We start from the raw sequence: 26,187 nt of genomic DNA, 5'->3' as shown, positions 1-26,187 counted from the left end.
TTAGAAATTCTTGAATTTACGAGATTACGAGATAAATAACAGAAGTTTTTAATTTACTAATTATTTAAGTGTATCAATAAATTACTAGTAAAAAATTTTGCTAATATTTGTTAAATTTTAACTGATACCATTACTTAATAGTTTTATGTTATCATAGAATTATTAAACAAAAATGAGAGAATTTAGATTTTTTCTAAAAATGGTAAAATGATGGAAAAAGTTGTACCTTTTCCTAATTCACTTGTTACCGAGATATTTCCGTTGTGAGCTTCGATGATACCTTTTACCATTGGTAATCCTAAACCGCTGTTGTCAGTAGTTCGTGAGGAATCAGCTTGGAAAAATCTAATCCATATTTTATCTAAATTTTCTTTTGAAATTCCAATACCATTATCTTCAAAAGTGATAAAAATTTTATTATTTTCTTTTTTTAAAGAAATTTTTAAGAAACCGTTTTCTTTACCATAAAAAATTGCATTTGAGATAATGTTGTTAAAAGCACGTAAAATCATTATTTCATCTATGAAAGTAAAAATATTTTCTTCGATATTGGTAATAAAGTTTATATTTTTTTTATTAGCGTTAATTTGTTGGGTTTCGAGTGAAATTTCTAGCAATTCTCCGATGTCAATATTTTCTAAATTTAATTTTAAGTGACCTTTGTCGATTCTGACAAGAGTCAAAAGTTGTGAAACAAGTTGTGACATTTTTTTTGATTCTTTGAAAATTATGTTGAATGTATGTTTTGCCTCTTCAGGTGTCATCTCGATATCTTTTCCATATTCAGATTGTGTCATAATTACTGAAATTGGAGTTCGTAATTCATGTGAGACATCTGAAGTGAACTGTACTTCATTTTCAAAGGATTTTTGTAATTTATCAAACATATTATCGAATGTATTTGCAAGATTATAAATTTCATCTTTTCCGTTTCCTAGATTAATTCGTTTTGTTAAGTCGTCACCGTCATTTATTTCTTGGGCAATTTCTGTGATTTTACTAATTGGTTTGAATAATTGTTTTGAAAAAATGTATCCTCCAATAGTAATAAAAATTAGTAAAATTGGTAATCCGACTAAAGTTATGAAAAAAATTGCTTCGATAGTATATTCTAAAACAGAAGATTCTACGACTCCACGAACCCATAAATCACCATATCCTTTATAAAAATGTTTTTCTTCATAAAGATACCAACGTTGATTTTTGTGTTTTAAAATCCGTACTTTTCCATTGTCTGAAAGAGTATCATCGAATTTAAAATTTAGCGGGGAGTTTCCATAAATAAATTCTTTTTGATTATTAAAAATCGATAATTGAATACTTCCGTTTAAGGTTTGTAAATTGTCGTCAATTTCGAGTTCTTTGTCTTCTTGAATGTATCGAATGCTAGAAAAACTTTTGTTTACTCGTTCTTTTAAATAGGTGTATGTTGATTTTCGGACAATATTATTTGTTATATAGAAAAATAAACCAGAATAAATTATAACAATAAACCCCATTGAAATTAGGTACCACAACGCAATTCTTGATCTTATTGAAAATTTATTGTTTAAGTTTGTATTTACTTTTTCAAAAATAGGATTTTTAGTCATCTTCCACCTTCAAAACATAACCTAGACCACGAATGGTGTGAATTAATTTTGGCGAGTAACCATTATCAATTTTTTTTCGTAAATATCGAATGTAAACGTCGACAACGTTTGTACCACCTTCGTAACCGTAATCCCAAATGTGTTGCTCGATACTTTCTCGGCTTAAAACTCTTTCCTTATTTCTAATCATATATTCTAAAATAGAAAATTCACGCATGGAAAGTTTGATTTTTTGGTTGTCACGGAGAACGGTGTGAGAATCTATTATTACGGTTAAATTCGCTAAAGTGTAGGTGTTATCAGCGTTTTCTGAGCTAGAATTATTTCGTCTCAAAAGAACTCGAACTCTAGCGAGTAATTCTTCAAATGAAAAAGGTTTTATCAAATAATCATCAGCGCCTGAATCTAGACCTTTTACTCGATCTTCTACGCTATCTCGAGCTGTTAATAATAAAACAGGTGTTTTTACATTTTTTGAACGAATTTTTTTTAACACTTCAAAACCGTCTAATTTTGGAAGCATTATGTCTAAAATTATAGCATCATATTCTGTTGCAAGAATATAATCGACAGCCTCTTCACCATCAAAACAAAAGTCGACACCATATTTTTCCAATTTTAATTTTTTTACAATAATATCATTCAAATTTTTTTCATCTTCAACAACTAAAATTCTCATATTTTGTTGTACGATTAAACGTACTGCTCCTTTCTCAAATTTAAAAATATGAATTATTAAGACATTGTATTTTTAGAAAAAATTTTGTCCAATTCAAAATATTACGAATGTTACTAGTCTATAACTAATTATAACATTTTTTTGGTTTAAAGTAGAGTAAAAAAATTATAGAAATTATGAATTTATTTTAGCTTAAAAATTTTAACACTCCCTATGTCAATTATCATTTTTTAAATAATTCTTGTATTTTTATGTTATTTTTTCTTGCTTTTAAAATCCATGAAAAGGAACCTTGTATAAAATACAGACTTTTTGGCCAATTTGGATTTATATAAATGTTTTTATCACTGTTTAAAGTTAAAATATTTCTAGAAAATCTGTTTAGTATTTTTTCTAAATTTTTGAGTGGTCCTTGTCCAAGTTTAAATTTTTTTAAATATGGTAATAATTCTCCTGAGCCTATACCAATTCCTTGTCCCCATTTTGCTTTAACTTTTTTACACCAATTTTTCATATGTAAAATTGCTAAGAAATTTTGTCTTCCTTCATAAAATCCATTGTTAACGATACAATAAATTTTAGTTTCAGGTCTTACAACATTTTCCTTTTCAAAATTTACAAGTAGCTTTAGTAAATTAGACGGAATTCCGTCAACATATAAAGGAAAAATAAATATTACAACATCGCTATTATAAATTTCATTTTTTGTTTTGTCATTTAATTGGAAATGGATGGAATAATATTTTTTTATGTTATTTTCTTTGAGCAATGGAAAAAGGTAATTTCCTAATATTTCAGAATTACTTTTTATTGTTTTGGGACTTCCATTTATTATAATAATTTTCATGTTTTATAATTCTCCTTTTCGAAATTTTACTTCAAATATATAGCTAATTTCTTATTATGATATATTTTAATTTAATTTTTTAGTGGATTAATCATAATTTTCAAAAAATAAAACTTTAAATTTTTTTACATTTAAGTTTATACTGTTGGCTTTTACTATTTTTTTCGCAGTTATTTTTTCGCTTCGTGTTAAATTTTTTCCATAAAAGTATACATTTAAATCAAATTTTGTTTTACTTCTCGTAGTGTGGTGCATTTCCTTATTTTTAAATTTAAAAAATGGAAGTAGATACGGGATTGTTCTATCTAATATATTTTTTACAAAGGGACTGTAAGAGCCATAAAAACATTGGCTTATAATAATTACTTTTTCTGCTTTTAAATATAATTTTGACAAATTTTCATATCCATCACGAATTTTACATTTTCCTGGTGTTTTAATCCAACAGTCAAAGCATCCCATACAGCTTTTTATTTTTTTATTATTGCTGATGATACATACATCTTTGTCAATTATTATTGAGCCTTGATCTATGCTTTTCTTTATGATATTTATAGATTTATCTTCTTTTTCAAGTTCTGATTTTAAATTTTCTAATTTTTCATTACTTAAATCGTGTATAATTAGTTTCATATTTATCACCTTATCGTAGTCAATTTATTTTTATATCGTGAGTTAATTTTTTATTCCTAGCTTAAATTCTTAAAGGGAAGGTATCATGCAGCTTGATTTTATTATTTCTTCTATTTTTTTCTCCCAGTATTCAGAAAAGCTTAAATTATTCATAGTTACTATTGTTACTAATCCTTGAACTAATGCCCACATTGCTATGATTTTATCTTGTATACTTTCAGGCGGTATACTGTATTTTTCAAATACTTTGGTTGCTTCAGTTTTCAATATGTAAAAAGCGTTCTGGTTATCATTTTCTGATTTTGAAAATTCAGATAGTAGATCAATTTTCATATTATTTCTTGAAATTATAAAATGATAATATCGAGAATTTTCACAAAAAAAAGTGACATATTTTTTTCCTAGTTTAACTAGCAATTCTTCTTTATTTCTATACTTTTCTCTTGTTTCATTCAATTCCTTAGCTAACATTTTCCAAATATAGTTACTTATAGCTTCAAGTAAATCTTCTTTTTTCTTAAAATATGTATAAGGAGCGGCATTGCTTACTCCACACATTTTAGCAACATATCTTAAAGATAGTTTTTCTTCGCCCATTTCATTTATTATTTCGATTCCTTTTTCAATTAATTCTTCTTTTAAATTTCCATGATGGTAACTTTTTTTTAAATTTTTCATATTCAATAAATTCCTTATTTATAATCTTATCGTTGTAAAGATTATACAATCCAATCTTTACATTGTCAAGTTTTATTTAAAAATTTTTTTGAGTTTTAGAATTAATGAGAAGAATATTATACTCAAAATTATTTAAAATTAAACTATTAAAAATTATGTGAATTTAAGAGTTGAGTAAAATAGTCATAGTTTTTGAATTTAGTTTTAAAGCAGTTTTACTATGAATAATATTTTAGAAAAAGTTTATATTTTTAACAAAAAGATAGCAAGAAGTCTCCGACTTCTATAAGTGGGAGATGAATTGTTTTTTTTTGTAAAAAAAATTGAAAAAAGGATACTCTTATGATACAATTTTTGTATAAAATATCGAAGAGAAATAATTAAAAATAATATTCAAAATCAAAAGGAGGTGTAATTTCATGAAATATAATTTGGCATTCAAATACAGAATTTATCCAAATAAAGATCAGGAATTATTGATAAATAAGACTTTTGGATGTGTTCGTTTTGTTTACAATACGATTTTGTATACTGCGAATAAATTTTATGAAGAAACTGGAAAAAATAAAATAATTACACCTGCCAGTTTAAAAAATGAAAATCAATTTTTGAAAGAAGTGGACAGTCTGGCACTTTCAAATGCTCAATTAAATGTAAAACGATCATTTACGAATTTTTTTCAAAAGAGAGCAAAGTTTCCAAGATTCAAATCTAAAAAGAATAATGTTAAAAGTTACACGACAAATTGTGTGAACAATTCGATAAGAATTGAAGAAAACAAATATTTAGTTTTGCCAAAATTGAAAAAAGTAAAATTGAAATATCATAGAGAAATACCAGAGGATTATAAAATAAAGTCGGTAACATTGACAAACAGTAATGGAAATTACTATGTTTCTGTTTTGACAGAATTTGAAAAAGAAATTCAAAAAATGCCAAGTAATGATAAAGTAATTGGACTTGATTTTTCAATGTCTGAATTATTTGTCAGTTCTGAAAACCAAAGAGCTGATTATCCAAAATATTTTAGGATATTGGAGAAAAAATTAAAAAAATTACAAAAGTCATTGTCAAGAAAAGTGAAATTTTCTAAAAATTGGTATAAGCAAAAAGCGAAAATATCAAAATTGCATGAATATATCAAAAATTGTCGAAGAGATTTTCTACATAAATTATCGAAAAAATTGTCTGAAACATATAATGCTATGGTTGTTGAAAATTTGAATATGAAAGGGATGAGCCAGGCATTAAATTTTGGGAAAAGTGTAGGAGATAATGGATGGGGAATGTTTTTGAGGATGCTTGAGTACAAGTTGATGTTTTTAGGGAAACAATTTTTAAAGATAGATAAGTGGTTTCCATCGTCGAAAACTTGCAGTAAATGTGGAAATGTTAAAGAGGAACTGAAGTTATCAGAAAGAAGCTATAAATGTGAGTGCTGTGGAATTGAAATTGATAGAGATTACAATGCGGCACTGAATATAAGAGATGTTGGAAAAGAAATGTTGAAATATTAGGAAATAAAAAAATAGGGCAGGGGCTGCCCGAAGAGCTTGGTAAATATATTTGGCTAGCAAAAGCAGATACTTCCCAAGAAGCTCCCGCTTCTACAAGCGGGAGTAGTTCACTTTGTAGAGGAGTTTGATTTTTATGAAAAATTATAAATAGAATATAGTAAATTTAAAATGATATGTGACACAGAATGTCTCATAATTAGAAAATTATTCATTTCATTAATGTAAATTAAATATTAAAAATTTGAAGGTACTTAAAAATTTTTAATAATAATAATAAATATTTTCTACTTTATGAGACAGACTGTTTTTTAGTAATGATAAAATTTAAAATTCATAATCTCCACTCCAAGAAATAAATAATCGCATTATTTCCTCAGTGATAAATTCATTTCGTTTTTTTATATCATCGACATTCCAGTGAGTAACATGTTTTGTGGCAAATTCTTTTACATAAGGAATTTGAGAACGTAAGTAAAGGATACGTTTTTTCTGGAAGTAATCTTTACTTGCCTTAATAGTCGATCTTTTTTCAAATGGAATTTTATTTCCAATTGAATCTAAGTAATCTTTGCTTACAGTTTCTAATGCTTCATTATTAAAGCCTTCCACAGATTTTGATGGGTAAATTTGTTCAATTTCCCATTTGTCAGGTAATAATTCTTCTTGAAAATTGTAAACCATCATTTTTAAAGTCATTTTGAATAAATTTTTACTTGGAAGTCTTAATTTTGTTTTTAAGCTATCAAGTGGTAGATTTTGGAATGTAACTGGTGGTGAAAGTTTTTTTGTAATTTCAACATTTAACTTTAAAATACCAGCTTTAACTGCAAGAACAGTTGGTTTAACCAAATAGTTTGCAACTAATTCGATTGTCAATTTTTTCAAGAATTTCAAAAATCTCTTTTCAAATTCAGGATTTTCTTTATGAACCAAATAATAAATTATAACAGGATATTTCCAAAATTCATTTGGATAAGATGATAAAACATCTAGCATCTTGATAATTTGGTTATTTTTAGACCATTTTGCATTTTCTAAACTCTGTTTTTTTACAACAACAGCCCACAAATCTAAAATTGAATTCAAATCTTTTAAAAGACTCTTATTAAATAATTTTGCAAAATTATTTTGTGAAAAATATTTTCTGATTCCAATGGTCGTTGTAGCAGAATCACCATCTAATGCTCGTAAATAAAACATGTAGTAGTAAAAAATCTGTTGAATATCTTCATTTACATATTCTGCTTTTTCTGTTAATTCTTTCCAACGCTCAATAAATCGGTTTTTTTGTGAATCGTCTAAAAAATTATAGATTTTGGCTTTAAAGATATCTGATTCAGACAAAGGCATTCCTCTTGTGTTTAATGTCGAGAAGATGTTAAGAGCACCTTCTTGTGATTCAGTTATTATTGGACAAATTAATGTTCGATTTAATACATAACGGACAAATTCAAACATAAGTCCTGGATTTTCATAAACTAATCCATCAAATAATCTTTGAAATAATGTGTAATTTAATGAATATCTGTCATTTGCCTCTTCCTTAGTGACCCCATTTTCTAAAATACCTTTTAAAATATTATTTCCTTCATCATTGATAACGGAAGATGAGATTAAAACATTTTTTACTGCACCTTCACTTTTGATTACATTTTTCCATAAAATAGGTTCGATTTCACTTAAAAGTTCATCATAAAGGTTTGTCTTTTTGGAAAAAGTTTTTAACTTTGTATAAATGGCTCTTAATAACAAAAATAATGATGTAATACGTTGTTGACCATCTATGATTTCCTGTTCACCATTTTCATTTTTAAATGAGATAACAGTTCCTAAGAAATAAGTGTCATTGGAATTTTTATTTTTTTTGGAAACGTCTCCCTCGGTAAATAATAATAAATCGTTAAATAATGTTACTATTTCTTCCTCTCCCCATGAGTAAGGACGCTGATAATCTGGAACAAGAAAAGGTTCTTCTCTACCAGTTTCAAGAAATTGTTTAACGTTTAGTTGTTCTATTTTCATCATCGTTCAATCATCCTCCTTATAATTAAGAATTATAGCAAAAAAGGTTGTAATTTTCTAGTTTTATTTGGTTTATTAATTGTAATAATTTAAAGAAAATAATAAGAGGTGGGTTTTCCACCTCTAAAAAAATTCAATACTTTTTTAGTTTTTATTTTAAGATTTTACTTAAATTTGATAAAATTAGTATAAAAGCTGATTTTTTATTATTCCCACTCAATTGTAGCTGCAGGTTTAGAAGAAATATCATAAACAATTCTATTTATTCCATTTACATTATTGATGATTTTATTTGCAACATCTCCTAAAAATTCGTAAGGTAATTTAGACCAAGTTGCAGTCATGAAATCAATTGTGTTTACAGAACGGATAGCTGCTACATATTCGTAAGTTCTTTGGTCACCCATAACTCCTACAGTTTTAACAGGTAATAAAGTAACGAATGCTTGATCCACTTTTCCATATAATCCTTCTTCCATCAAAGCATTAATGAAAATGTCGTCAGCTTCTTGTAAAATTCTTACTTTTTCAGGTGTAACTTCTCCAATTACTCTAATTCCAAGTCCTGGTCCTGGGAATGGATGTCTATTAATAATTGTGTCAGGCAATCCCAATTCATGTCCCACTTTTCTAACTTCATCTTTAAACAATTCTTTTAATGGTTCCAACAATTCAAATTTTAAATCTTCTGGAAGTCCACCAACATTGTGGTGAGATTTTATTGTATGAGAAGGACCTTTTATTGATTGAGATTCGATAACATCAGGGTAAATTGTACCTTGTGCTAAGAATTTTGCACCTTCTTGACCTTTTAATTTTCTAATTTCTTCATTGAAAACTTCGATAAATTCATGTCCAATGATTTTTCTTTTAGCTTCTGGCTCATCTACACCTTTCAATTTGTTTAAAAATCTATCTTTTGCATCAACAAAAACGATATTTAAATTAAAATGTTCTTTATAATATTCTAAAACTTTTTTACCTTCATCTTTTCTAAGAAGTCCAGTATCTACAAACATACAAGTCAATTGTCTTCCAATCGCATTGTTAATCAAAACAGCTGCAACTGAAGAATCTACGCCACCTGATAATGCAAGTAAAACATGTTCGTCTCCAACAATTTCTTTAATTGCTTTTGTTTTTTCTTCAATGAAACTTGTAATTTTCCAGTTTCTTTCACATTTACAAATATTGAAAACAAAGTTAGCAATAATTTCAGTTCCGCATTCAGAATGAACTACTTCTGGGTGGAATTGTAATGCATAAATTCCATTGTTATTTGTAATTGCAGCGATTGAAGAGTCAGTTTGTGCAATTATTTCAAATCCTTCAGGCAATTCAGTGATATGATCATTGTGACTCATCCAGATGCTAGAAGTTTTTTTAATTTCTTTAAATAAAGGATTTTCTCCGTTTATAACTTCTAAAATAGCTTTTCCAAATTCTCTCGAATTAGCTTTTTCAACTTTTCCACCATTTAAGTGAGTAATTAATTGCATTCCATAACAGATTCCTAAAATAGGTAATCCTAAATCAAAAATAGCTTTATCAACTGTTGGAGCGTCTTCCTCATAAACTGAAGCAGGTCCTCCCGAAAGAATAATTCCTTTTACAGGTTCAGTTCCATTTTTGATTTTTTCTACATCAATTAATGGAACGATTTCACAGTAAACTTCCATTTCTCTAATTCTTCTTGCAATTAATTGAGTATATTGCGACCCAAAGTCAACAATTAAAATTTTCTCTTTCACAAATTCACCTCTTTTTAGTATTTATTTTTGTTAATTTTTTATATAATTTATAACGATTTGATTATTTTTTCTTATTAAATATTGTATCATTAATGTTGTTTAAAGTAAAGGAAAAAACTTTATTTTCCAGATAACATTCCAAAAGTAGTCATATCAAAAAATTCAGAATTTGCAGTAGGATCTATTGTCCATTCAGAACCGTCTTTTTTGTAAATAACATCAAATGTCTTTTCTCTATATTTAACATTTGAACTAGATAATTTTTCTTTTATCAAGTCAACCATAATTTTTTCTCCCATTTTATTTAATTCTTCTTGTGATTTACCTGCCATTTCACTAGGTGATGTAGACATTATTTTTTGTAAAGCATCTTGAACTAAATTAGATAAATCTGGAGATTTCATAGTAACATTAATTTTAGCAGTATTTTTGTCAGTTTCAACTTTATTTACTTTATATGTAATTTTTTTGTAACCATTTTTTAAAGTTTCAAAAGTATCTTCATTAAGTTTTTTAAACTCTTCATTTGATTTCACATTAGGCATTTTTTCGATATCACCACTTTGTAAAATCGACATTTCTTTCTCAAAATTCTTTACAGCAGGGTGTTTTCCTCCACAACTAATTGCAAAGAAAATCGCAAATATTAGCAGTACAACAGTTTTTTTTCCAAAAAAATTTTTTTTCATAAAAATTACCTTCTTTCTAAATAAATTTATATTTCTATATTAATTTTAACACGAGAAATCATTTAAAGCAATAAAATTAGGGGATAGAAAAAAATAAGATTTTTATGAAAAATTAAAAATATATAAAATGAAACATTAAAAAAATTTAATAATAAGAATAAGAAAGGGAGGAAAGTAAATAAAAAGTAATGGTTGTAAATTTTTTTTGTAAAAAATCTACAAATATATAAAATATATTTGTAGAATACTAAATATTGTGTTATATTTTATATGTGAAAACTAGATATAGTATACTTTTAAAAAGATAAATATAAAAAATATAGATATTAGTTTTTTTGAAAACTAGTGAAAATAGCGATTGAATAAAATGAATGATTAATATTTTATATGATTTAGATAATAAAAGTTCAATTTTGGAAAATAGAATAAAATAAAAAATGAGATTTAAAATATGGACTGAAATTGGCTTTTAGTTAAAAAAATGGGAGGAATTAAAAATGAAAGAATTTTTGACGGAAGATATAAATAAAATGATATCGGGGATTGTAAATGTAGAAAAAAATGATATTAATAATGAAAATGCAAATATGTCGGCTTCAACACCAGCTGGGCAAATGATGAGACTTGCGAGTGAAATTTCCAAAATGTATACTTTGCAGAATTTGATTTCTCCTAAGTTTAGTGAAGCACATAAAAATGGGGAAATTCATATTCACGACATGGACTATTATCCAAGTAAAACCACGACTTGTCTTCAATATGACTTGAAACCGATGTTTGAGAATGGTTTTCAAACAAAACACGGATTTATTCGAGAAGCAAAAAGTATTTCGACTTATGCGACTTTGGCAACAATAATTTTTCAAACAAACCAAAATGAACAACACGGTGGTCAAGCAATTCCAGCGTTTGATTTTTTTATGGCAAAAGGTGTGTTAAAATCGTTTAGAAGACATTTTAGATATAGATTATTAAGTTTTTTATCTTTGGATTATGTGGATGAAATTAATCAAGAGGTAAAAGCCTTTATAAATAGTGTTGTAACTACGATTAAAGTGGATGATGAAACGATTAAAAAATTATCAGAACATTTAAAAATAAATGAAAAGCATATAAAAAGATTGCTGGAAATTGCTTATGATGACACTAGACTTGAAACTTATCAAGCGATGGAGGGATTTTTGCATAATTTGAATACGATGCATTCTCGTGGTGGAAATCAAGTTGTATTTTCGTCAATTAATTATGGAACAGATACTTCTGAAGAAGGTAGAATGGTTGTTCGTGAATTGTTGAAGGCGACAGAAGCTGGATTAGGGAAAAAAGAAACACCTATTTTTCCAATTCAAATTTTTAAAGTAAAGGAAGGCGTGAACTTTGATGAGGAAGATTATCAATTTGCGTTGGAAAATAGTGAAGAAATTTTTGAGGAAATTGACAGTCCTAATTTTTCTGAAAAATATAAATTTAAGACACCAAATTTTGATTTGTTGTTGTTGGCCTGTAGAACGACTAGCCGAAGATTATTTCCAAATTTTGTATTTTTAGATACAGAGTTTAATAAGCATGAAAAATGGAAAGCCGAAGATCCTGAAAGATACAAATATGAAATCGCAACAATGGGGTGTAGAACAAGGGTTTTTGAAAATGTAAATGGAGAAAAAACGAGTCTTGGGCGTGGAAATATTTCGTTTACAAGTATTAATTTTCCGAGAATAGCGATTGAAGTTAGAAAAAATGTGGAAAAAGAAATTGCAGAGTTGGAAAAACAAGGTAAATTTTCTAGTGAGCAAGAAAAATTAGAATTGAAAAATAAGATGTTGTCAGAAAGATTTATTGAAAAAGTGAAGGAAATGACATATTTTGTTGGAGAACAATTGAAAGAAAGATTTGATTTTCAGAAAACTGCGTTGGTAAAACAGTTTCCATTTATGGCGTCTAATAATTTGTGGAAAGGTTTAGGAGAGTTATCGATGAATGATGAGATTCAGAATGCGATTAACACTGGAACTTTATCAATTGGATTTGTCGGTGGTGCGAATGCGATGTATGCGCTTTTTGATGAAGAACATAGTCAAAATCAAGTGGCTTACCAAACATTGTATGATGCGATAAAAGAAATGTCGAAAATTGCTGTGGAATTGAGGGATAAGGAACATTTGAATTATTCGGTTATTGCGACACCTGCAGAAAGTTTGGCTGGAAGATTTTTGAGAATGGATAGAGAAAAATATGGGGAAATTGAAAATGTAACAGATAGAGATTATTACGTTAATTCATTCCATATTGATGTTAAGAAAAATATTAGTATTTTTGATAAAATTAGAAAAGAGGCACCGTTCCATGAATTGACTAGAGGTGGACACATTACTTATGTAGAATTGGATGGAGAAGCTCGAAAAAATATTGGAGTAATTTTGAAAATTGTAAAAGTGATGAAAGATAGCCAAATCGGGTATGGTTCTATAAATCATCCAGTTGATAGATGTAAGGATTGTGGATACGAAGGAATTGTTTATGACAGATGTCCGATTTGTCACAGTGACCATATTTCAAGGGTTAGAAGAATAACTGGTTATTTGACAGGTGATTTAGATAGCTGGAATAGTGCTAAAAAGGCTGAAGAAAAAGATAGAATTAAACATGGATTGAAATAAGTTTGTAATAAAGCAGGTGATTAGAAAATTGTAAAAAATAATAGAAAATATTATTGAAAATATTGTGAAAAATGGCAGTAGAAGGAGGAAAAATGGGACAAGAATTCACTTTAAGATTGTTGAATGTGTATAAAGAGACGATAGTGGATGGTGTGGGATTGAGATATTCGCTATATTTTTCGGGATGTTCACATGCTTGTCCTGGCTGCCATAATGAGTATTCCTGGAATCCGAAACACGGAACATTATTGACTTTCAAAAGATTAGAAGAGATTGCAGAGGAGATAAATGCGAATACGCTATTGGATGGGATTACGATAAGTGGAGGAGATCCGTTGTTTAATCCGGATGAAATGTTGAAAGTTTTGAAGTTTTTGAAGGAAAAGACTAAAAAAAATATTTGGCTTTATACAGGATATACGCTTGAACAGGTTAAAAATGATGAGAAAAAAAAGCGTTGTTTAGAGTACATCGATGTTTTGGTGGATGGAAAATTTATACAAGCGTTGCATGATCCAAAATTAAAATTTAGAGGAAGCAGTAATCAGAAAATTATTAAGAAAGCAGATTTTTATTGATTATTATTAATAAAGTTTTCTAGTTTTACTTATAACAGATTTTTAGTTATAATTAAGTTTAGATAAAAAAATCACAGTCAAAAAAGATTGTGATTTTTAAATTTCTAGTAAATTCCCTTTTCAGTTACGATAAAATCTACTTTCACATCATGTCCTTCAACTGGAACTTTTTCAATTATCTGAAAATCATAGCAAATCGCTACAAATGGAATATCAATGCCATCTTTTCTCAGTTGAGTCAAAAATGTATCATAAAATCCACCTCCAAAACCAATTCTATTTTTTTCTAAATCAAATCCAAGTCCTGGAACAATGATTAAATCGAGGATTTTTTCATCGTAAAACTTTTCTGAAGAAGATTCGTAATAGCCAAATTTATGGAGAATTAACTCGTTTTTTTGATATTTGTTGATTTTCATCTGTCTTTTTGGAAAAATTTTTGGAATAAAAAAAGTTTTAGTGGGATACATTTCAATTAAATCACTAATTTTTACTTCGTTTTGCATGTTCATGAAAATCATGATATTTTGGGCCTTTTCGATGAAAGGAGCTAAATTTTTTATTATTGAGTCAGAATATTCACGAACGATATTGATAGATAGAGAATTTCGTTGTTTTATAAGATTATTTCTAATATTTGTTTTTAAATTATTCATAATTATTTTCCTCACTTTTATAGTTTTCTAGGCTTTTTTATTATAGCTTTAAAAATTTTAAAAATCAACATTAATAAAAAGGAAAAAAATCACTTGACATTTTGGAAGAAAAGGAGTATTATTAATAAAGTAAAAAGAAAAAAATCACAATAAATTCTTTATGAAAAAAAAGATGTTTGATTTTTTTTGAAATAGTGATATACTAAAATTACAAAATATTAAAAGTCATTTTTACTATTTTAAAAATTGAAATATACTGAATATAATAGTAAAGATATAAAGTATTAGATTTATTTGAATTAGTTTGATGGTTTTACGGAAATAAATTTTGTTATTTATAAAAATCAATTAGATTTAAAAATATTGGGAGGACAAAATGGCAGAAGTAAAAGATTTAGAAGGATTGAAAGGATTAATTAGTCGTGTTAGAAAAGCACAGGAGGAATTTTCAACTTTTGATCAAGAAACAGTAGATAAAATTTTTAGAAAAGTAGCTCAAAGAATTAATGATGAAAGAATAACATTATCAAAAATGGCAGTCGAAGAAACTGGAATGGGTATAATAGAAGATAAGGTTATAAAAAACCACTTTGCTTCAGAATATATTTATAATAAATATAAAGATGAAAAAACTTGTGGTGTTTTGGAAGAAGATAAATCTTATGGAGTAAAAAAAGTAGCCACTCCAATAGGAATTATTGCAGGGGTAATTCCCACAACTAACCCAACATCGACAGCAGCTTTCAAAATATTATTAACTTTGAAAACTAGAAATGGGATTATTTTGTCACCACACCCAAGAGCAAAAAAAAGTACAATTTATACAGCTAAAATTGCTTTGGAAGAAGCAGTTAAATATGGAGCACCAAAAGATATTATTGGTTGGATAGATCAACCAAGTGTTGAATTATCAAGAGAATTAATGCAAAATGCTGACTTGATTCTTGCGACTGGAGGACCTGGAATGGTTAAAGCGGCTTATTCATCAGGAAAACCAGCAATAGGAGTTGGAGCAGGGAATACGCCAGTTGTAATTGATAAAACAGCTGATATCAAAATGACGGTAAACTATGTTTTAATGTCTAAAACATTTGATAATGGTGTAATTTGTGCGACAGAACAAGCAGTAATCATTGATAAAGAAATTTATGATGTAGTTAGAAAAGAATTTTTAGATAGAGGTGCATACATCTTAAATGAAGAGGAAAAAGATAAAGTAAGAGAAATCTTGTTTATTAACGGGAACTTGAATGCAGATGTAGTTGGTAAGAGTGCTTATGTGATTGCTAAAATGGCAGGATTGGATATTCCTAAATCTTCGAAAGTGTTAATTGGAGAAGTTGATTCAGTGGATATTGAAGAACCATTTGCACATGAAAAATTGTCACCAGTATTGGCAATGTATAAAGGAGAAGATTATCAAGATTCATTAGCAAAAGCTGAGGCTTTGGTTGAATTAGGTGGATTAGGACATACTTCGGCACTTTATGTAAACTTGGCTGAAAAAGAAAAAATCGACGAATTCGGAAGAAAAATGAAAACGGGAAGAACTTTGATAAATATGCCAGCTTCATTAGGAGCAATTGGAGATGTATTTAACTTCAAATTAGAGCCATCATTGACTTTAGGATGTGGTTCTTGGGGAGGAAACTCTGTTTCTGAAAATATTGGAGTTAAGCATTTGATTAACGTAAAAACAATCGCAGAAAGAAGGGAAAATATGTTGTGGTTTAGAATACCTGAAAAAGTGTACTTTAAATATGGTTCATTACCAACTGCTCTAGAAGAATTGAAAGGTGAACATAAAAAAGCGTTTATTGTAACAGATAGAGCGTTATCTGAATTAGGGTATGCAAATCACATTACAAAAGTATTAGAAGAAATTGGAATTGATTTTAGAATTTTCTCTGATGTAAAAGAAGATCCGTTATTGAGTTCAACTCAAGAAGGAGCAAAAGCAATGTTAGAGTACAACCCAGATGTAATTATTGCACTTGGTGGAGGTTCAGCAATGGATGCTGCTAAAATCATGTGGGTATTGTACGAACACCCAGATACTAGATTTAAAGATTTAGCAATGAGATTTATGGATATTAGAAAAAGAATTTTACCATTCCCTAAAATGGGACAAAAAGCTAAATTTATAGCAGTTGCAACATCAGCTGGAACTGGTTCAGAAGTAACACCATTCTCAATTATAACTGATGACGAAACAGGAGTAAAATATTCATTAGCAGATTATGAATTGACACCAAATGTAGCAATAAATGATCCAGAATTAATGTTGACAATGCCAAAAGGTTTGACTGTAGCTTCAGGAATTGACGTATTTACACATGCTTTGGAATCTTATGTTTCTGTAATGGCAACTGAATATACAAAACCATATTCATTGGAAGCAGCAAGATTAGTATTTAAATATTTACCAGAATCAGTAAGAGAAGGATCATATGCAATTAAAGCAAAAGAAAAAATGGCAAATGCATCTTGTCTTGCAGGAATGGCGTTCGCAAATGCATTTTTAGGAATAAATCACTCATTAGCACATAAATTGGGAGGACAATTCCATATTCCACATGGAGTTGCAAATGCGTTGATTTTAGAAGAAGTTATTAAGTATAATGCAACTGATGCACCAACAAAAATGGGAGTTTTCCCACAATATAGATATCCAAATGCAATGCAAAGATATGCAGAAATGTCTGATCATTTAGGATTTGGAAAAGATGCTAAAACAAAAGAAGAAAAAGTAGATAAATTAATCGAAGGAATTATGGCAATTAAAAAAGAAATTGGAATACCACAAACAATTAGAGATTGGGGAGTACCTGAAAAAGACTTCTTGGAAGCTGTAGATGAAATGGCATTGAATGCATTTGATGACCAATGTACAGCAGCAAATCCTAGATACCCACTAATTTCTGAATTGAAAGAAATTCTAGTTAGAGCTTACTATGGAGCTGATTATGTTCCTAAAACTGAAGAAAAAGTAAAAAAAGAAACAAAACCAGCATCTAAAAGTAAAAAAACTAAAAAATAAAAAAATTTAAAATTATTTGTTAAAATACGTCAAATCCCATATTTTTGGGAAATGGCGTATTTTTTTGTGGGAGAAATATTGAAAAAATGTGGTATAATATTGGTGGATATCTTTAATTTTTTTATAAAAGGTAGAAAGAAATTTACAACTATTAAAAGTAGAGAATATTTCACTTTAAAGAGTATTGAAAATAAAAAGCATTGGAAATATTATTAAGAAATTTATGAATTTACGAGTAGAAATTAGTCGCTTATTATGGAAAATATAGGAAATAAAAAGTGGAAAAAGAAAGGAAAAATATGTCAGATATATTTGAAAAAAAAGTAAGAATAAATGAATTAACTCAATTGAGAAATAGCTATATGCAACAGGGGAAAGTTATTGAAGAAGTTGCGATTTTAAAGGAATTGGCAAAATTGACTGAGGAAGTTTTTGGTGAAGAAAGTGATGAGAATATAAAAATATTGAATGAAGTTGGAGGAACTTTGAAATATGTGAGTGAGTTTGATGAAGCTGTGAAATCACTTTTGAAGGCGCAAAAAATTATTGTGAAAAAATACGGGAAAGATACAATTCCGTATGCAACTTGTAATTTGAATTTGGCTGAAACTTACCGTTTTATGGGGAAAAATGATGAAATTGAGAAATTGTATTTGGAAACAATGGCAATTTATGAGAAGAATAATTTGAAAAATGACTATTTGTATGCGAGTGTTTGTAATAATTTAGGGTTGTTCTATCAAGGTGTTGGAAAGTATAAGGAAGCGTTGGAATTGCATGAAAAAAGTTTGAAAATATTGGAAAATTTTCCAGAAAATGGATTGCAATATGCGACAACATTAAGCAATATGGTGTTTCCGTATGCAAAAGTTGGTGAAAGTGAAAAATCGCATGAAGTTTTGGAAAAATCATTGAAATTGATTGAAAAAATTGTTGGGAAAGAGCATAATTTGTATTCAGCGTCGTTGAATAATTTGGCAATTCAGTATTTTAATGATGGAAATTTTGAGAAGGCGTTGGAACTTTTTGAGAAAAGTGCGGAAATTTGTAGAAATACTTTTGGAGAGAATAGTGCAAATTATCAAAATTTGATGGAAAATATTAAGATGGTTAAGGAAGTTTTGGAGCAAACGAAGTAATTAGAGATTGGAAAATATAGGATAGGAGAAAACATGGAGAAAATGAAAGGATTGGAACTTTCAAGAAAATATGTTGAGGGAATTTATCTTCCATTTTTAAAAGAGGAATTTCCTGAATTGTTGGAAAGAATGGCGATTGGACTGGTTGGAGAAGGTTCGGAATGTTTTGGATTTGATGATGAAATTTCTAGGGATCATGATTTTGGACCATCTTGCTGTATTTGGTTGCTGCCTAAGGACTTTGAAAAATATGGAGTTCAGTTGGAGCAAAAATTGAGGGAGCTTCCGAAAGAATTTATGGGATTTCCAGCGTTGGTTGTGAGTGAGTATGGTGATGATAGAAGAGGAGTTCTTAATATGAACGATTGGTATTACAAATTTTTGGGAATGGAAGATGCACCAGAGAGCTTGTATGATTGGCGTTTAATTCCAGAAAATTCATTGGCAACAGCTACGAATGGAGAAGTTTTTTTTGATAATTTGGGAAAATTTACAGAAATTCGTGATAAATTGAAAAAGTATTTTCCTGAAGATATTCGGCGTAATAAAATTGCAACGAGATGTATGAAAATTGCACAGTCTGGGCAATATAATTTTTTGAGATGTATGCAACGTGAGGAATTTGTGGCAGCACGATTGGCTGAAACAGAATTTATTTCTGAGGCGATTCATATGATTTATTTGTTAAATAAAGAATATTTGCCATTTTACAAGTGGCAGCATAGAGGATTGAAAAGGTTGAAAATATTGGGATTTAAGACACATGCAATGTTGAATGAGTTGGTGAAGGCTCCATTTGATAATGCAAGATTGAAAGTGCAAATAATTGAAAAAATTTGTGGCGATATTATCGAGGAATTGAAAAATCAAAATCTTGTAAATCCATATATGCAAAGTGATTTTCTGCAAGATTACGGGCCTTTGGTGCAACAATCGATTCAAGATGAAAAATTAAGAAATTGGCCGCCAATGTTGGATTAAAATTAGAAAATTTGAAGAAAGGGAACTATTTTTGTTGATAAATTATTGAAACAACAGAATTTCAATTTATGATTTAAAAAAGTAGTTGTGATAATTATGAGCGAAGAAAAAATGACTGAAGAGCAAGAAAATAGGTTAAAAGAGAGATTAATAGAGCAAATATTAGAGAGAGAATGGATGTTTTTTCAAATGGTTCATCATACAGAAGGAAGAGCTGAATGTCAGAATAATCCTGATGAATTTGTTGTTATGAGAAAAAGTCAGTGGGAAACAATGCCAATTAATATTTTGAGAAGTTATTTGGAAGATTTGATTTTGGCAAAACACAAGGAAATTAACATCGTTGGAGAAAAATATGCTCGAATGATGGAATTTAGTGCACCAGATGAATACGCTCAAATAAAGGACTTCATAACACCGATTTCTCAAGAGAAAAAAGATTTAGTGAATGAAATTGTGGAAATTTATTTGAAATGGGAAGAAGACATGATTGAGAAGTATCCAAAATTGGCTTCTCGTGCTAGACCTTTACATTCAAAGGACGACACTCCAAATTATGTTTCGATTGAAACTTACTTGAAAGGAGAGTTATCATCGTATTCTGTAAAAACCTTGAAATTGTATTTTGAATACATTCAGGAATCATTGAATCAGGGAATTAATTTAGCAAAGAAAAATTTGGAAAATATTGCTAAGATGAAAGGTTATGAATCTTTGGAAGATGTGGAAAAAACGTTGGTTTAAAAGAGAAAAAATCAATAAAAGAGGAGTGTTTTGTATGAAAAAGAGAATGATTTTGTTAGTATTGCTTTTTGGGGTGGTGAGTTTTTCGAAAACTGGAGTAGTAGGGACGCCGACACGATCGAAAAATAATTTTTCTACAAAAGTTATAGGTGTGAAAAATGAAGAAAGTGCTGTAAATAAGGCATTTGAAGAATATATTGGTAATTTTAAAAATCCTGAAAATATTAGACAGCAATATACGGAAAAAAATCGTGAAAATTCTACGAAAAAAACAGATGAAATAGTGGGAAATAGCGTTAGTAAGTCTGATCGTGAGGGTTTGAAAAAAATAGATAACCTTGTGACAAATAAAACAAATGAAAATACTATAAATTATTTAATCAAAGCGAATGAAAAAATTTCTTACAAAATCTTGAATACAGAAATTAAAGGGAATCAAGCGATATTGATTGTGCACATGAAAGCACCAAATTTTGCGGCTTATATGGATGAAATGGAAAATTATATAAAAAAATATATAAACCAAAATTCTATGAAAATAAAACAAATGACAGAAAGAGAATATCAAGAATCAATACTCGAAAAAATGACAGAATTTTTCTTAGAATTGTCTGAAAGAAATAATATTCAGTATTTGGAAGGAGATGTAAAAGTTTTTGCTGAAAAAGTTGGAAATGAGTGGAGATTGATGGAAGATTATAAGGTGAATAATGATTTTTATCGGTATATAAGTTTTGGGGTTGCACTTAATGTGGTAGATTGATTAAAATAAAATTAAAAAATATCTAGAAAAAATCAAAAAAATAAGTTATAATAAACTCAGATAATAAAAAATTATTTGAGTTTTTTTGTTAAAAAGCATAAATTTATAGATTTAAAAAGGGGAAATCTATTTTAAATTATGAAATTGAGGGGTTGATTTTGAGTGAAAAAGAGAGGGAATGATGGGTTTACGCTCGTTGAGGTTTTGTTATACACGTCGATTGTTGTGATTTTATTTTCGATTGTTTCGATTAGTTTGCAGAAACAGAAGGAAAAACAGGAGTTTGCAATTCAAAAGAGAAATATAAGTCAGTTTGTTAGGAAGATTCAGCAGTATTCACAACATAATAAAAAAGAATATATTTTAGATTTTCAGATTTCTAAAAAAACAGTTTTTTTTAGAGAAAATACAAAAGATATTATAGATAAAATGGTTATTTCTGATCAAATTTCATATATGACAAATAACACGAAGAAAAATGATGATTTTGTTAGAAGTACGACTAATGAAGGGAATTTTGAGAGAGGATTTTCGATTTATTTGTTGAATAAAAAAGGTGACAAAATATTTTATAGAATTTCTACGAATACGATAAATGCTGCGAAATTTCCGATTATTAGTATTTACAAGGCGAAGGAGCCGATTAACGTAAAGGATGATTATTCGAAATCGGTTTTGTGGGAAAAGGAGTTGTAAATGTTGGAGAAAGTAATTGGGAAAAGTGGAGTTGAGGAATTTAGAAAAATTTGGAATAAAAAATTATCGCTGGAAGATTTTAAGAAAATTATAAGTTTTGGGACATTGTTGGCGTTGGGAGTGATTTTGTTTAATTGCTATTTGAAGTATGTTACTTTTAATGGAGAGCTGAAAGGCGAGAAGATTTTGTATGTGAAAATTGATGGTTCTACTGGGGCGGTTCAGAAAGTGAATAATAAATATTTGGGGAAACAAGCGAGTATTAAAAATACTAAAAATTTGAGTTATGGGTATTATTTAATGCGATTTGATGTGAAAAAAGTTGTTACGAAAAAGGGATTTACGACAATTGAAGGAAAAATTATGGGATACAAGGAATCAAAATTGAATAATTTTAGAAGGTATATTTTAAATATTTTTGATGATTTGTTCATGACGGAAGAAAATCTTTATGCGTTTTCACGAGCGGCAGTTTTAGGGGAAAAATCGGAAGTTTCCAAGGATATGAAGGATAAATTTAAGTATACGGGATTGGCACATTTGATTGTAATTTCAGGAACGCATATTAGTTTAGTCGTAATTGGAATTGTGAAAATTTTGGATACTGTGAATTTAGCATACAAGTGGAAGTATATTTTTTCGTTGATTGCGTTGACTCTTTATTGTACTTTGGTTGGAATGTCTCCAGGAATTTTGAGGGCGTATATTATGGGAGCGATGATGATTTTGGCTAGAATTTTGTTTCAACAAGAAGATAGTAAAAAATCGCTTATGATTTCTCTAATTGTGATTTTGGTGTTAAATCCGTATGCGATAACAGATATTTCGATGCAATTGTCATACGCAGCTGTGATTGCGATTATTTTTGTGTACCCACATATAGAAAGAATTTTAAATATCAAATTTTTGGAAAAAATGGAAAATGGAATTTTGAAGGACAGCCTAAAATTAACGATTTTAAGCCTTTGTATTCAAATTGTAAGTATGCCATTATTTTTGTATTATTTTGAAAAATTGCCATTGTTTTCATTTTTATTGAATATTATTGGAGTTCCGATTGGAACTATTTTGATCGAAGCATTATTTTCAATAACCTTATTAAATATTTTAAAATTAAAATTTTTAAATTTTATTTTTGTGCCAGTAGCACAAGCGATTTACAATGCTTTTGAAGGATTTATTTTTATGGGAAGTAAAATTCCTATGTTGCAGTTGAATGTAGCTGGGAAAATAGATTTATGGATGGTTTTTGTGTATTATATTTTGTTGATTGTTGGAGTGATTTTTGTGAGAAATGTTGGTTTTGAAATTGAGGATGAAATTAAAAAAAGAAGTATTAAAAAATATTGAGAGATTGGATTTTTCAGTCTCTTTTTTTGTTGGAGTGATAAAATATAAGCTGAAAAAAAGGAAATTTATTTTTTTATAATAAGGATTTGAAGAAAATTTTAATTTCGTTACTTGTAATAACCAAAAAATATGGTAAAATAATAGAGATAAAAGTATTTTTTAATAATTGGAGGTTGTTTCATGGAAGATAATGATAAAAATTTTGAGATGGAAATAGCGAGTAAAAGGGGAAAAGAGGCACTAATGAAAGAGGCAGAACGGGTAGAAGATATAGAAAATGGGATTGGATATACAGATAATTCTAACCAAGAAGATTATGATCTAAATCATGATAATCAATATAGCCAGAACAACGAATATGGGAATATGAATGGCTATCAAGAAGTAAATGAAAAGGAATTTATGAATTCTATAAATTGGATTATAAATATTCATAAAATATTTGGAATATTGGGGATAATTCAAGGAGTATTGGCGTCGTTAAGCATAGTTGGATTAGTAACGGGAATTCCTATGATTATAGCTAGTATGAAATTGATGGATACAAGTAAGATTTTATTTAATTATAAAATTACTAGAGAAGAGTCGAATTTAAAAATGTTTTTTGATGAGTATAAAAAATACTGGGTAATTTTGTTAGTATCAATGTTGATTTCAATTATATTAATGATAATTGGATTTGTAGCATTTGCAGGAACAATAGCAGCACTTCTTGGTACTTTCTCAGGTGGACATACAGGATATGAATATTAATATAAAATTAGAAAATTTACAGATATGGGAAATACAAAAATAGTTGAAAATAAAGGGAGATAAGAGATAAATATGGATAATAATTTTTCAGATAACAGAAATAGTTTTTTAGAGATGACATTTTTTAATTCGATTAATTGGATATCGGTTATACATAAAATAATAGGAATTATTTTGATGATACAAGGTGGAATGATATCACTTACAATAATAGGGGCAATAATAGGGGTTCCAATAATATTTGCAGGAAAAAATTTATTTGCATCAGGTGGGAATTTATCAGATTATAAATTTAGCAAAAGTATGAATGAGATTAAGAAATTTTTTATTAATTACAAAAAATACTGGAAAATAATATTTATGATATATATTGCAGGAATAGTTTCAGTAGTTTTGTTTATTGGTATTTTAGTATTTTCAGTAATTAATGCTTCAAAAGCATTACCAAAAAGTGATCCAAATGATGGAATAGCTTCGATTTCAACAACTAATGACAATAATACAAATACTACAAATACTACAACAGATCAATCAAGCAATGATCAATCAGCACCTGAATTAGATGAATTACATAAATTAATGGAAGAAGTTGTTACAAATGGTAATACAGATGCATTGAATAAATATTCAAAAGATCAGTTGAGATTATTGAGAAATACGTTGTATGCAGAAAAAGGTTATATTTTTACGGGAGATTTGAAAAATTATTTTGATTCAAAATCTTGGTATCACGGAACTGTAGTTGATCAAGATACAATTCAATTAACAGATTACGAAAAAGCCTTTATTAATGCAATAAGAGAAAAAGAAGGATTGCCAAATATTAATAATGATGGTTCTGTATCACAAACACAAACATCAAATGATAGTGGAGAAGAATTGGAAGAATTGCATGAAGTAATGGATGAAGTAGTAAATGGAAATGAATCAGTATTAGAAAATTATTCTAAAGAAAAACTTCGATTATTAAGAAACACATTGTATGCAGAAAAAGGTTATATTTTTACAGGAGATTTGAAAGGATATTTCAAATCAAAACCTTGGTATCATGGACATATTTCAAATCAAGATTCAATACCTTTATCGAGTGAAGAAAAAGTGTTTGTAGATGCGATAAAAAGATATGAAAATCAATAGAAAATTTGCAAGAAACTGTTATTGGTTTTAATTGACTTTATTGAAAAATAAGTTATAATTGTAATAATAAATAAAGATTTAATTTTATAGGAGATGATTTTTTATGAGAAAAATTATTAATTCACCATCAAAATATGTTCAAGGAAAAGATGAAATTGCAAATTTAGCAACTTATTATAAATTACGTGGTAATAAAGGAGCGTACCTTCTTGTAGATAAATTTATTTTTGATAATTTTAAAGATAAAATTGTAGAAAGTTTTGAAAAGGAAGGTATCAATTACCATATTGAAGTTTTTGGAGGAGAATGTTCTAAAAATGAAATTAATCGAAATATTGATATTCTAAAAGAAAAAAACTGTGATGCAATATTTGGAATAGGTGGAGGAAAAACTCTTGATACAGCAAAAGCAGTATCTTATTATGAAAATATTCCTGTATTTATTGTTCCTACAATTGCTTCAACTGATGCACCTTGTAGTGCTTTGTCAGTAGTTTACACTCCAAATGGAGAATTTGAAGAATATTTATTCTTAAAAGCAAATCCTGATATGGTAATAATGGATACAAATGTAATTGTAAATGCACCTGCTAGACTTCTTGTAGCTGGAATTGGGGATGCACTTGCTACTTATTACGAAGCTAAAGCCTGTGTCGATGCAAATGCTACTTCAATTGCTGGAGCTGGTATTACAAAAGCAGCTATTGCCATTGCAGAATTATGTAAAGACACATTATTTGAAGATGGATTAAAAGCTAAAGTTTCAGTAGAAAATAAAGTAGTCACAAAAGCTTTAGAAAATATAATTGAAGCAAATACTTATTTAAGTGGAATTGGATTTGAAAGTGGAGGACTTGCTGCAGCTCATGCTATTCACAATGGTCTTACTATTTTAGAAGAAGGGCACCATATGTATCATGGAGAAAAAGTAGCATTTGGAACAATAGCGCAATTAGTTCTAGAAAATAGATGTTTGTGTGAAATTAAAAAAGTTGTAGACTTTTGTAAGAGTGTAGGACTTCCAACAACATTAGCTGAATTAGGAATGGGAAGTGTTTCAAAAGGAAGATTATATGAAGTAGCAAAAGCAAGTACAGCTGAAGGAGAAACAATTCATAATATGCCATTTAAAGTTACTGCTGATGATGTTTTTGCAGCAATATTAGTAGCAGATGAACTTGGTAAAAATTAATTTAGAAAGTTATAGACAATAAATTAAGAAATAATTTAGTTAGGAATAAAAAACTTAAAAAGGTATCGGTGAAATAGAGAATTTCATTTGTTA

The 26,187-nt window shown here is 28.4% G+C and carries 22 protein-coding genes; 13 read left to right on the top strand and 9 right to left on the bottom strand.

The window, feature by feature from the left end:
• Positions 1-182 precede the first annotated feature (182 nt).
• The 5 genes from J4863_RS07620 to J4863_RS07600 form a co-directional block, all read right to left on the bottom strand.
• Positions 183-1,592, bottom strand: a complete 1,410-nt coding sequence (locus J4863_RS07620) for a HAMP domain-containing sensor histidine kinase (protein WP_211618160.1) — start codon at positions 1,590-1,592, stop codon at positions 183-185.
• Complete coding sequence (locus J4863_RS07615) at positions 1,585-2,271, bottom strand: response regulator transcription factor (RefSeq protein WP_211618159.1); 687 nt, start codon at positions 2,269-2,271, stop codon at positions 1,585-1,587. Before J4863_RS07615 ends, J4863_RS07620 begins: the two co-directional genes overlap by 8 nt.
• A gap of 223 nt (positions 2,272-2,494) precedes the next feature.
• A complete protein-coding gene (locus J4863_RS07610) occupies positions 2,495-3,118 on the bottom strand; it encodes a hypothetical protein (protein WP_211618158.1) in 624 nt (207 codons plus the stop codon).
• A gap of 87 nt (positions 3,119-3,205) precedes the next feature.
• Positions 3,206-3,751, bottom strand: coding sequence for an NAD(P)H-dependent oxidoreductase (locus J4863_RS07605; protein ID WP_211618157.1), 546 nt, complete (start codon positions 3,749-3,751; stop codon positions 3,206-3,208).
• A gap of 69 nt (positions 3,752-3,820) precedes the next feature.
• Positions 3,821-4,429 carry a TetR/AcrR family transcriptional regulator gene (locus J4863_RS07600; RefSeq protein ID WP_211618156.1) on the bottom strand — a complete coding sequence of 203 codons (609 nt, stop codon included), beginning with the start codon at positions 4,427-4,429 and terminating at the stop codon, positions 3,821-3,823.
• A 419-nt stretch (positions 4,430-4,848) separates the two neighbouring features.
• On the opposite strand from J4863_RS07600, the gene J4863_RS07595 reads away from it, so the two are divergent.
• A complete protein-coding gene (locus tag J4863_RS07595) occupies positions 4,849-5,946 on the top strand; it encodes an RNA-guided endonuclease TnpB family protein (protein ID WP_211618155.1) in 1,098 nt (365 codons plus the stop codon).
• Between the two features lie 324 nt (positions 5,947-6,270).
• Here the strand turns inward: J4863_RS07595 and J4863_RS07590 are convergent, their stop codons facing one another.
• From J4863_RS07590 to J4863_RS07580, 3 genes are all read right to left on the bottom strand, one after another.
• On the bottom strand, positions 6,271-7,971 hold the full coding sequence (locus J4863_RS07590; RefSeq protein ID WP_211618154.1) for a DUF262 domain-containing protein: 1,701 nt from the start codon (positions 7,969-7,971) through the stop codon (positions 6,271-6,273).
• Positions 7,972-8,174: 203 nt separating this feature from the next.
• The gene (gene guaA / locus J4863_RS07585) at positions 8,175-9,719 is read right to left on the bottom strand and encodes a glutamine-hydrolyzing GMP synthase (RefSeq protein WP_211618153.1); all 1,545 of its coding nucleotides are present in this window, start codon (positions 9,717-9,719) and stop codon (positions 8,175-8,177) included.
• A gap of 119 nt (positions 9,720-9,838) precedes the next feature.
• Positions 9,839-10,408 (bottom strand): DUF5105 domain-containing protein, encoded by a 570-nt coding sequence (locus J4863_RS07580; protein WP_211618152.1) that lies wholly within the window; start codon positions 10,406-10,408, stop codon positions 9,839-9,841.
• 497 nt (positions 10,409-10,905) lie between these two features.
• Here J4863_RS07580 and J4863_RS07575 point away from each other — a divergent pair, with 497 nt between their 5' ends.
• Positions 10,906-13,065, top strand: a complete 2,160-nt coding sequence (locus J4863_RS07575; RefSeq protein ID WP_211618151.1) for an anaerobic ribonucleoside triphosphate reductase — start codon at positions 10,906-10,908, stop codon at positions 13,063-13,065.
• Positions 13,066-13,157: 92 nt separating this feature from the next.
• A complete protein-coding gene (nrdG, locus tag J4863_RS07570) occupies positions 13,158-13,643 on the top strand; it encodes an anaerobic ribonucleoside-triphosphate reductase activating protein (RefSeq protein ID WP_211618150.1) in 486 nt (161 codons plus the stop codon).
• 104 nt (positions 13,644-13,747) lie between these two features.
• Here nrdG and J4863_RS07565 read toward each other — a convergent pair whose 3' ends face one another.
• Complete coding sequence (locus J4863_RS07565) at positions 13,748-14,299, bottom strand: 5-formyltetrahydrofolate cyclo-ligase (RefSeq protein WP_211618149.1); 552 nt, start codon at positions 14,297-14,299, stop codon at positions 13,748-13,750.
• 376 nt (positions 14,300-14,675) lie between these two features.
• On the opposite strand from J4863_RS07565, the gene adhE reads away from it, so the two are divergent.
• From adhE to J4863_RS07515, 10 genes are all read left to right on the top strand, one after another.
• Entirely contained in the window at positions 14,676-17,339 is a 2,664-nt protein-coding gene (adhE, locus tag J4863_RS07560; protein WP_211618148.1) for a bifunctional acetaldehyde-CoA/alcohol dehydrogenase, read from the top strand.
• Positions 17,340-17,617: 278 nt separating this feature from the next.
• Positions 17,618-18,478 carry a tetratricopeptide repeat protein gene (locus J4863_RS07555; protein ID WP_249111506.1) on the top strand — a complete coding sequence of 287 codons (861 nt, stop codon included), beginning with the start codon at positions 17,618-17,620 and terminating at the stop codon, positions 18,476-18,478.
• A 33-nt stretch (positions 18,479-18,511) separates the two neighbouring features.
• Entirely contained in the window at positions 18,512-19,459 is a 948-nt protein-coding gene (locus J4863_RS07550) for a DUF4037 domain-containing protein (RefSeq protein ID WP_249111505.1), read from the top strand.
• Positions 19,460-19,555: 96 nt separating this feature from the next.
• Positions 19,556-20,203 (top strand): DUF4125 family protein, encoded by a 648-nt coding sequence (locus J4863_RS07545; protein WP_249111504.1) that lies wholly within the window; start codon positions 19,556-19,558, stop codon positions 20,201-20,203.
• 34 nt (positions 20,204-20,237) lie between these two features.
• The gene (locus tag J4863_RS07540) at positions 20,238-20,966 is read left to right on the top strand and encodes a hypothetical protein (protein ID WP_211618147.1); all 729 of its coding nucleotides are present in this window, start codon (positions 20,238-20,240) and stop codon (positions 20,964-20,966) included.
• Positions 20,967-21,128: 162 nt separating this feature from the next.
• A complete protein-coding gene (locus tag J4863_RS07535) occupies positions 21,129-21,662 on the top strand; it encodes a type II secretion system protein (protein ID WP_211618146.1) in 534 nt (177 codons plus the stop codon).
• Positions 21,663-23,012, top strand: a complete 1,350-nt coding sequence (locus J4863_RS07530) for a ComEC/Rec2 family competence protein (protein WP_211618145.1) — start codon at positions 21,663-21,665, stop codon at positions 23,010-23,012.
• Positions 23,013-23,192: 180 nt separating this feature from the next.
• Positions 23,193-23,765: a DUF5362 family protein gene (locus J4863_RS07525; RefSeq protein WP_211618144.1), complete on the top strand. Its 573-nt coding sequence runs from the start codon at positions 23,193-23,195 to the stop codon at positions 23,763-23,765.
• Between the two features lie 72 nt (positions 23,766-23,837).
• Positions 23,838-24,902 carry a DUF5362 family protein gene (locus J4863_RS07520; RefSeq protein WP_211618143.1) on the top strand — a complete coding sequence of 355 codons (1,065 nt, stop codon included), beginning with the start codon at positions 23,838-23,840 and terminating at the stop codon, positions 24,900-24,902.
• Between the two features lie 103 nt (positions 24,903-25,005).
• Positions 25,006-26,094: a glycerol dehydrogenase gene (locus J4863_RS07515; protein ID WP_211618142.1), complete on the top strand. Its 1,089-nt coding sequence runs from the start codon at positions 25,006-25,008 to the stop codon at positions 26,092-26,094.
• Positions 26,095-26,187: the final 93 nt, after the last annotated feature.

This window comes from Leptotrichia sp. oral taxon 221 (genome assembly GCF_018128245.1).
In the GTDB taxonomy this organism is placed as follows: Bacteria; Fusobacteriota; Fusobacteriia; order Fusobacteriales; family Leptotrichiaceae; genus JABCPH02.
This window is presented reverse-complemented; position numbering and strand designations above follow the sequence as displayed.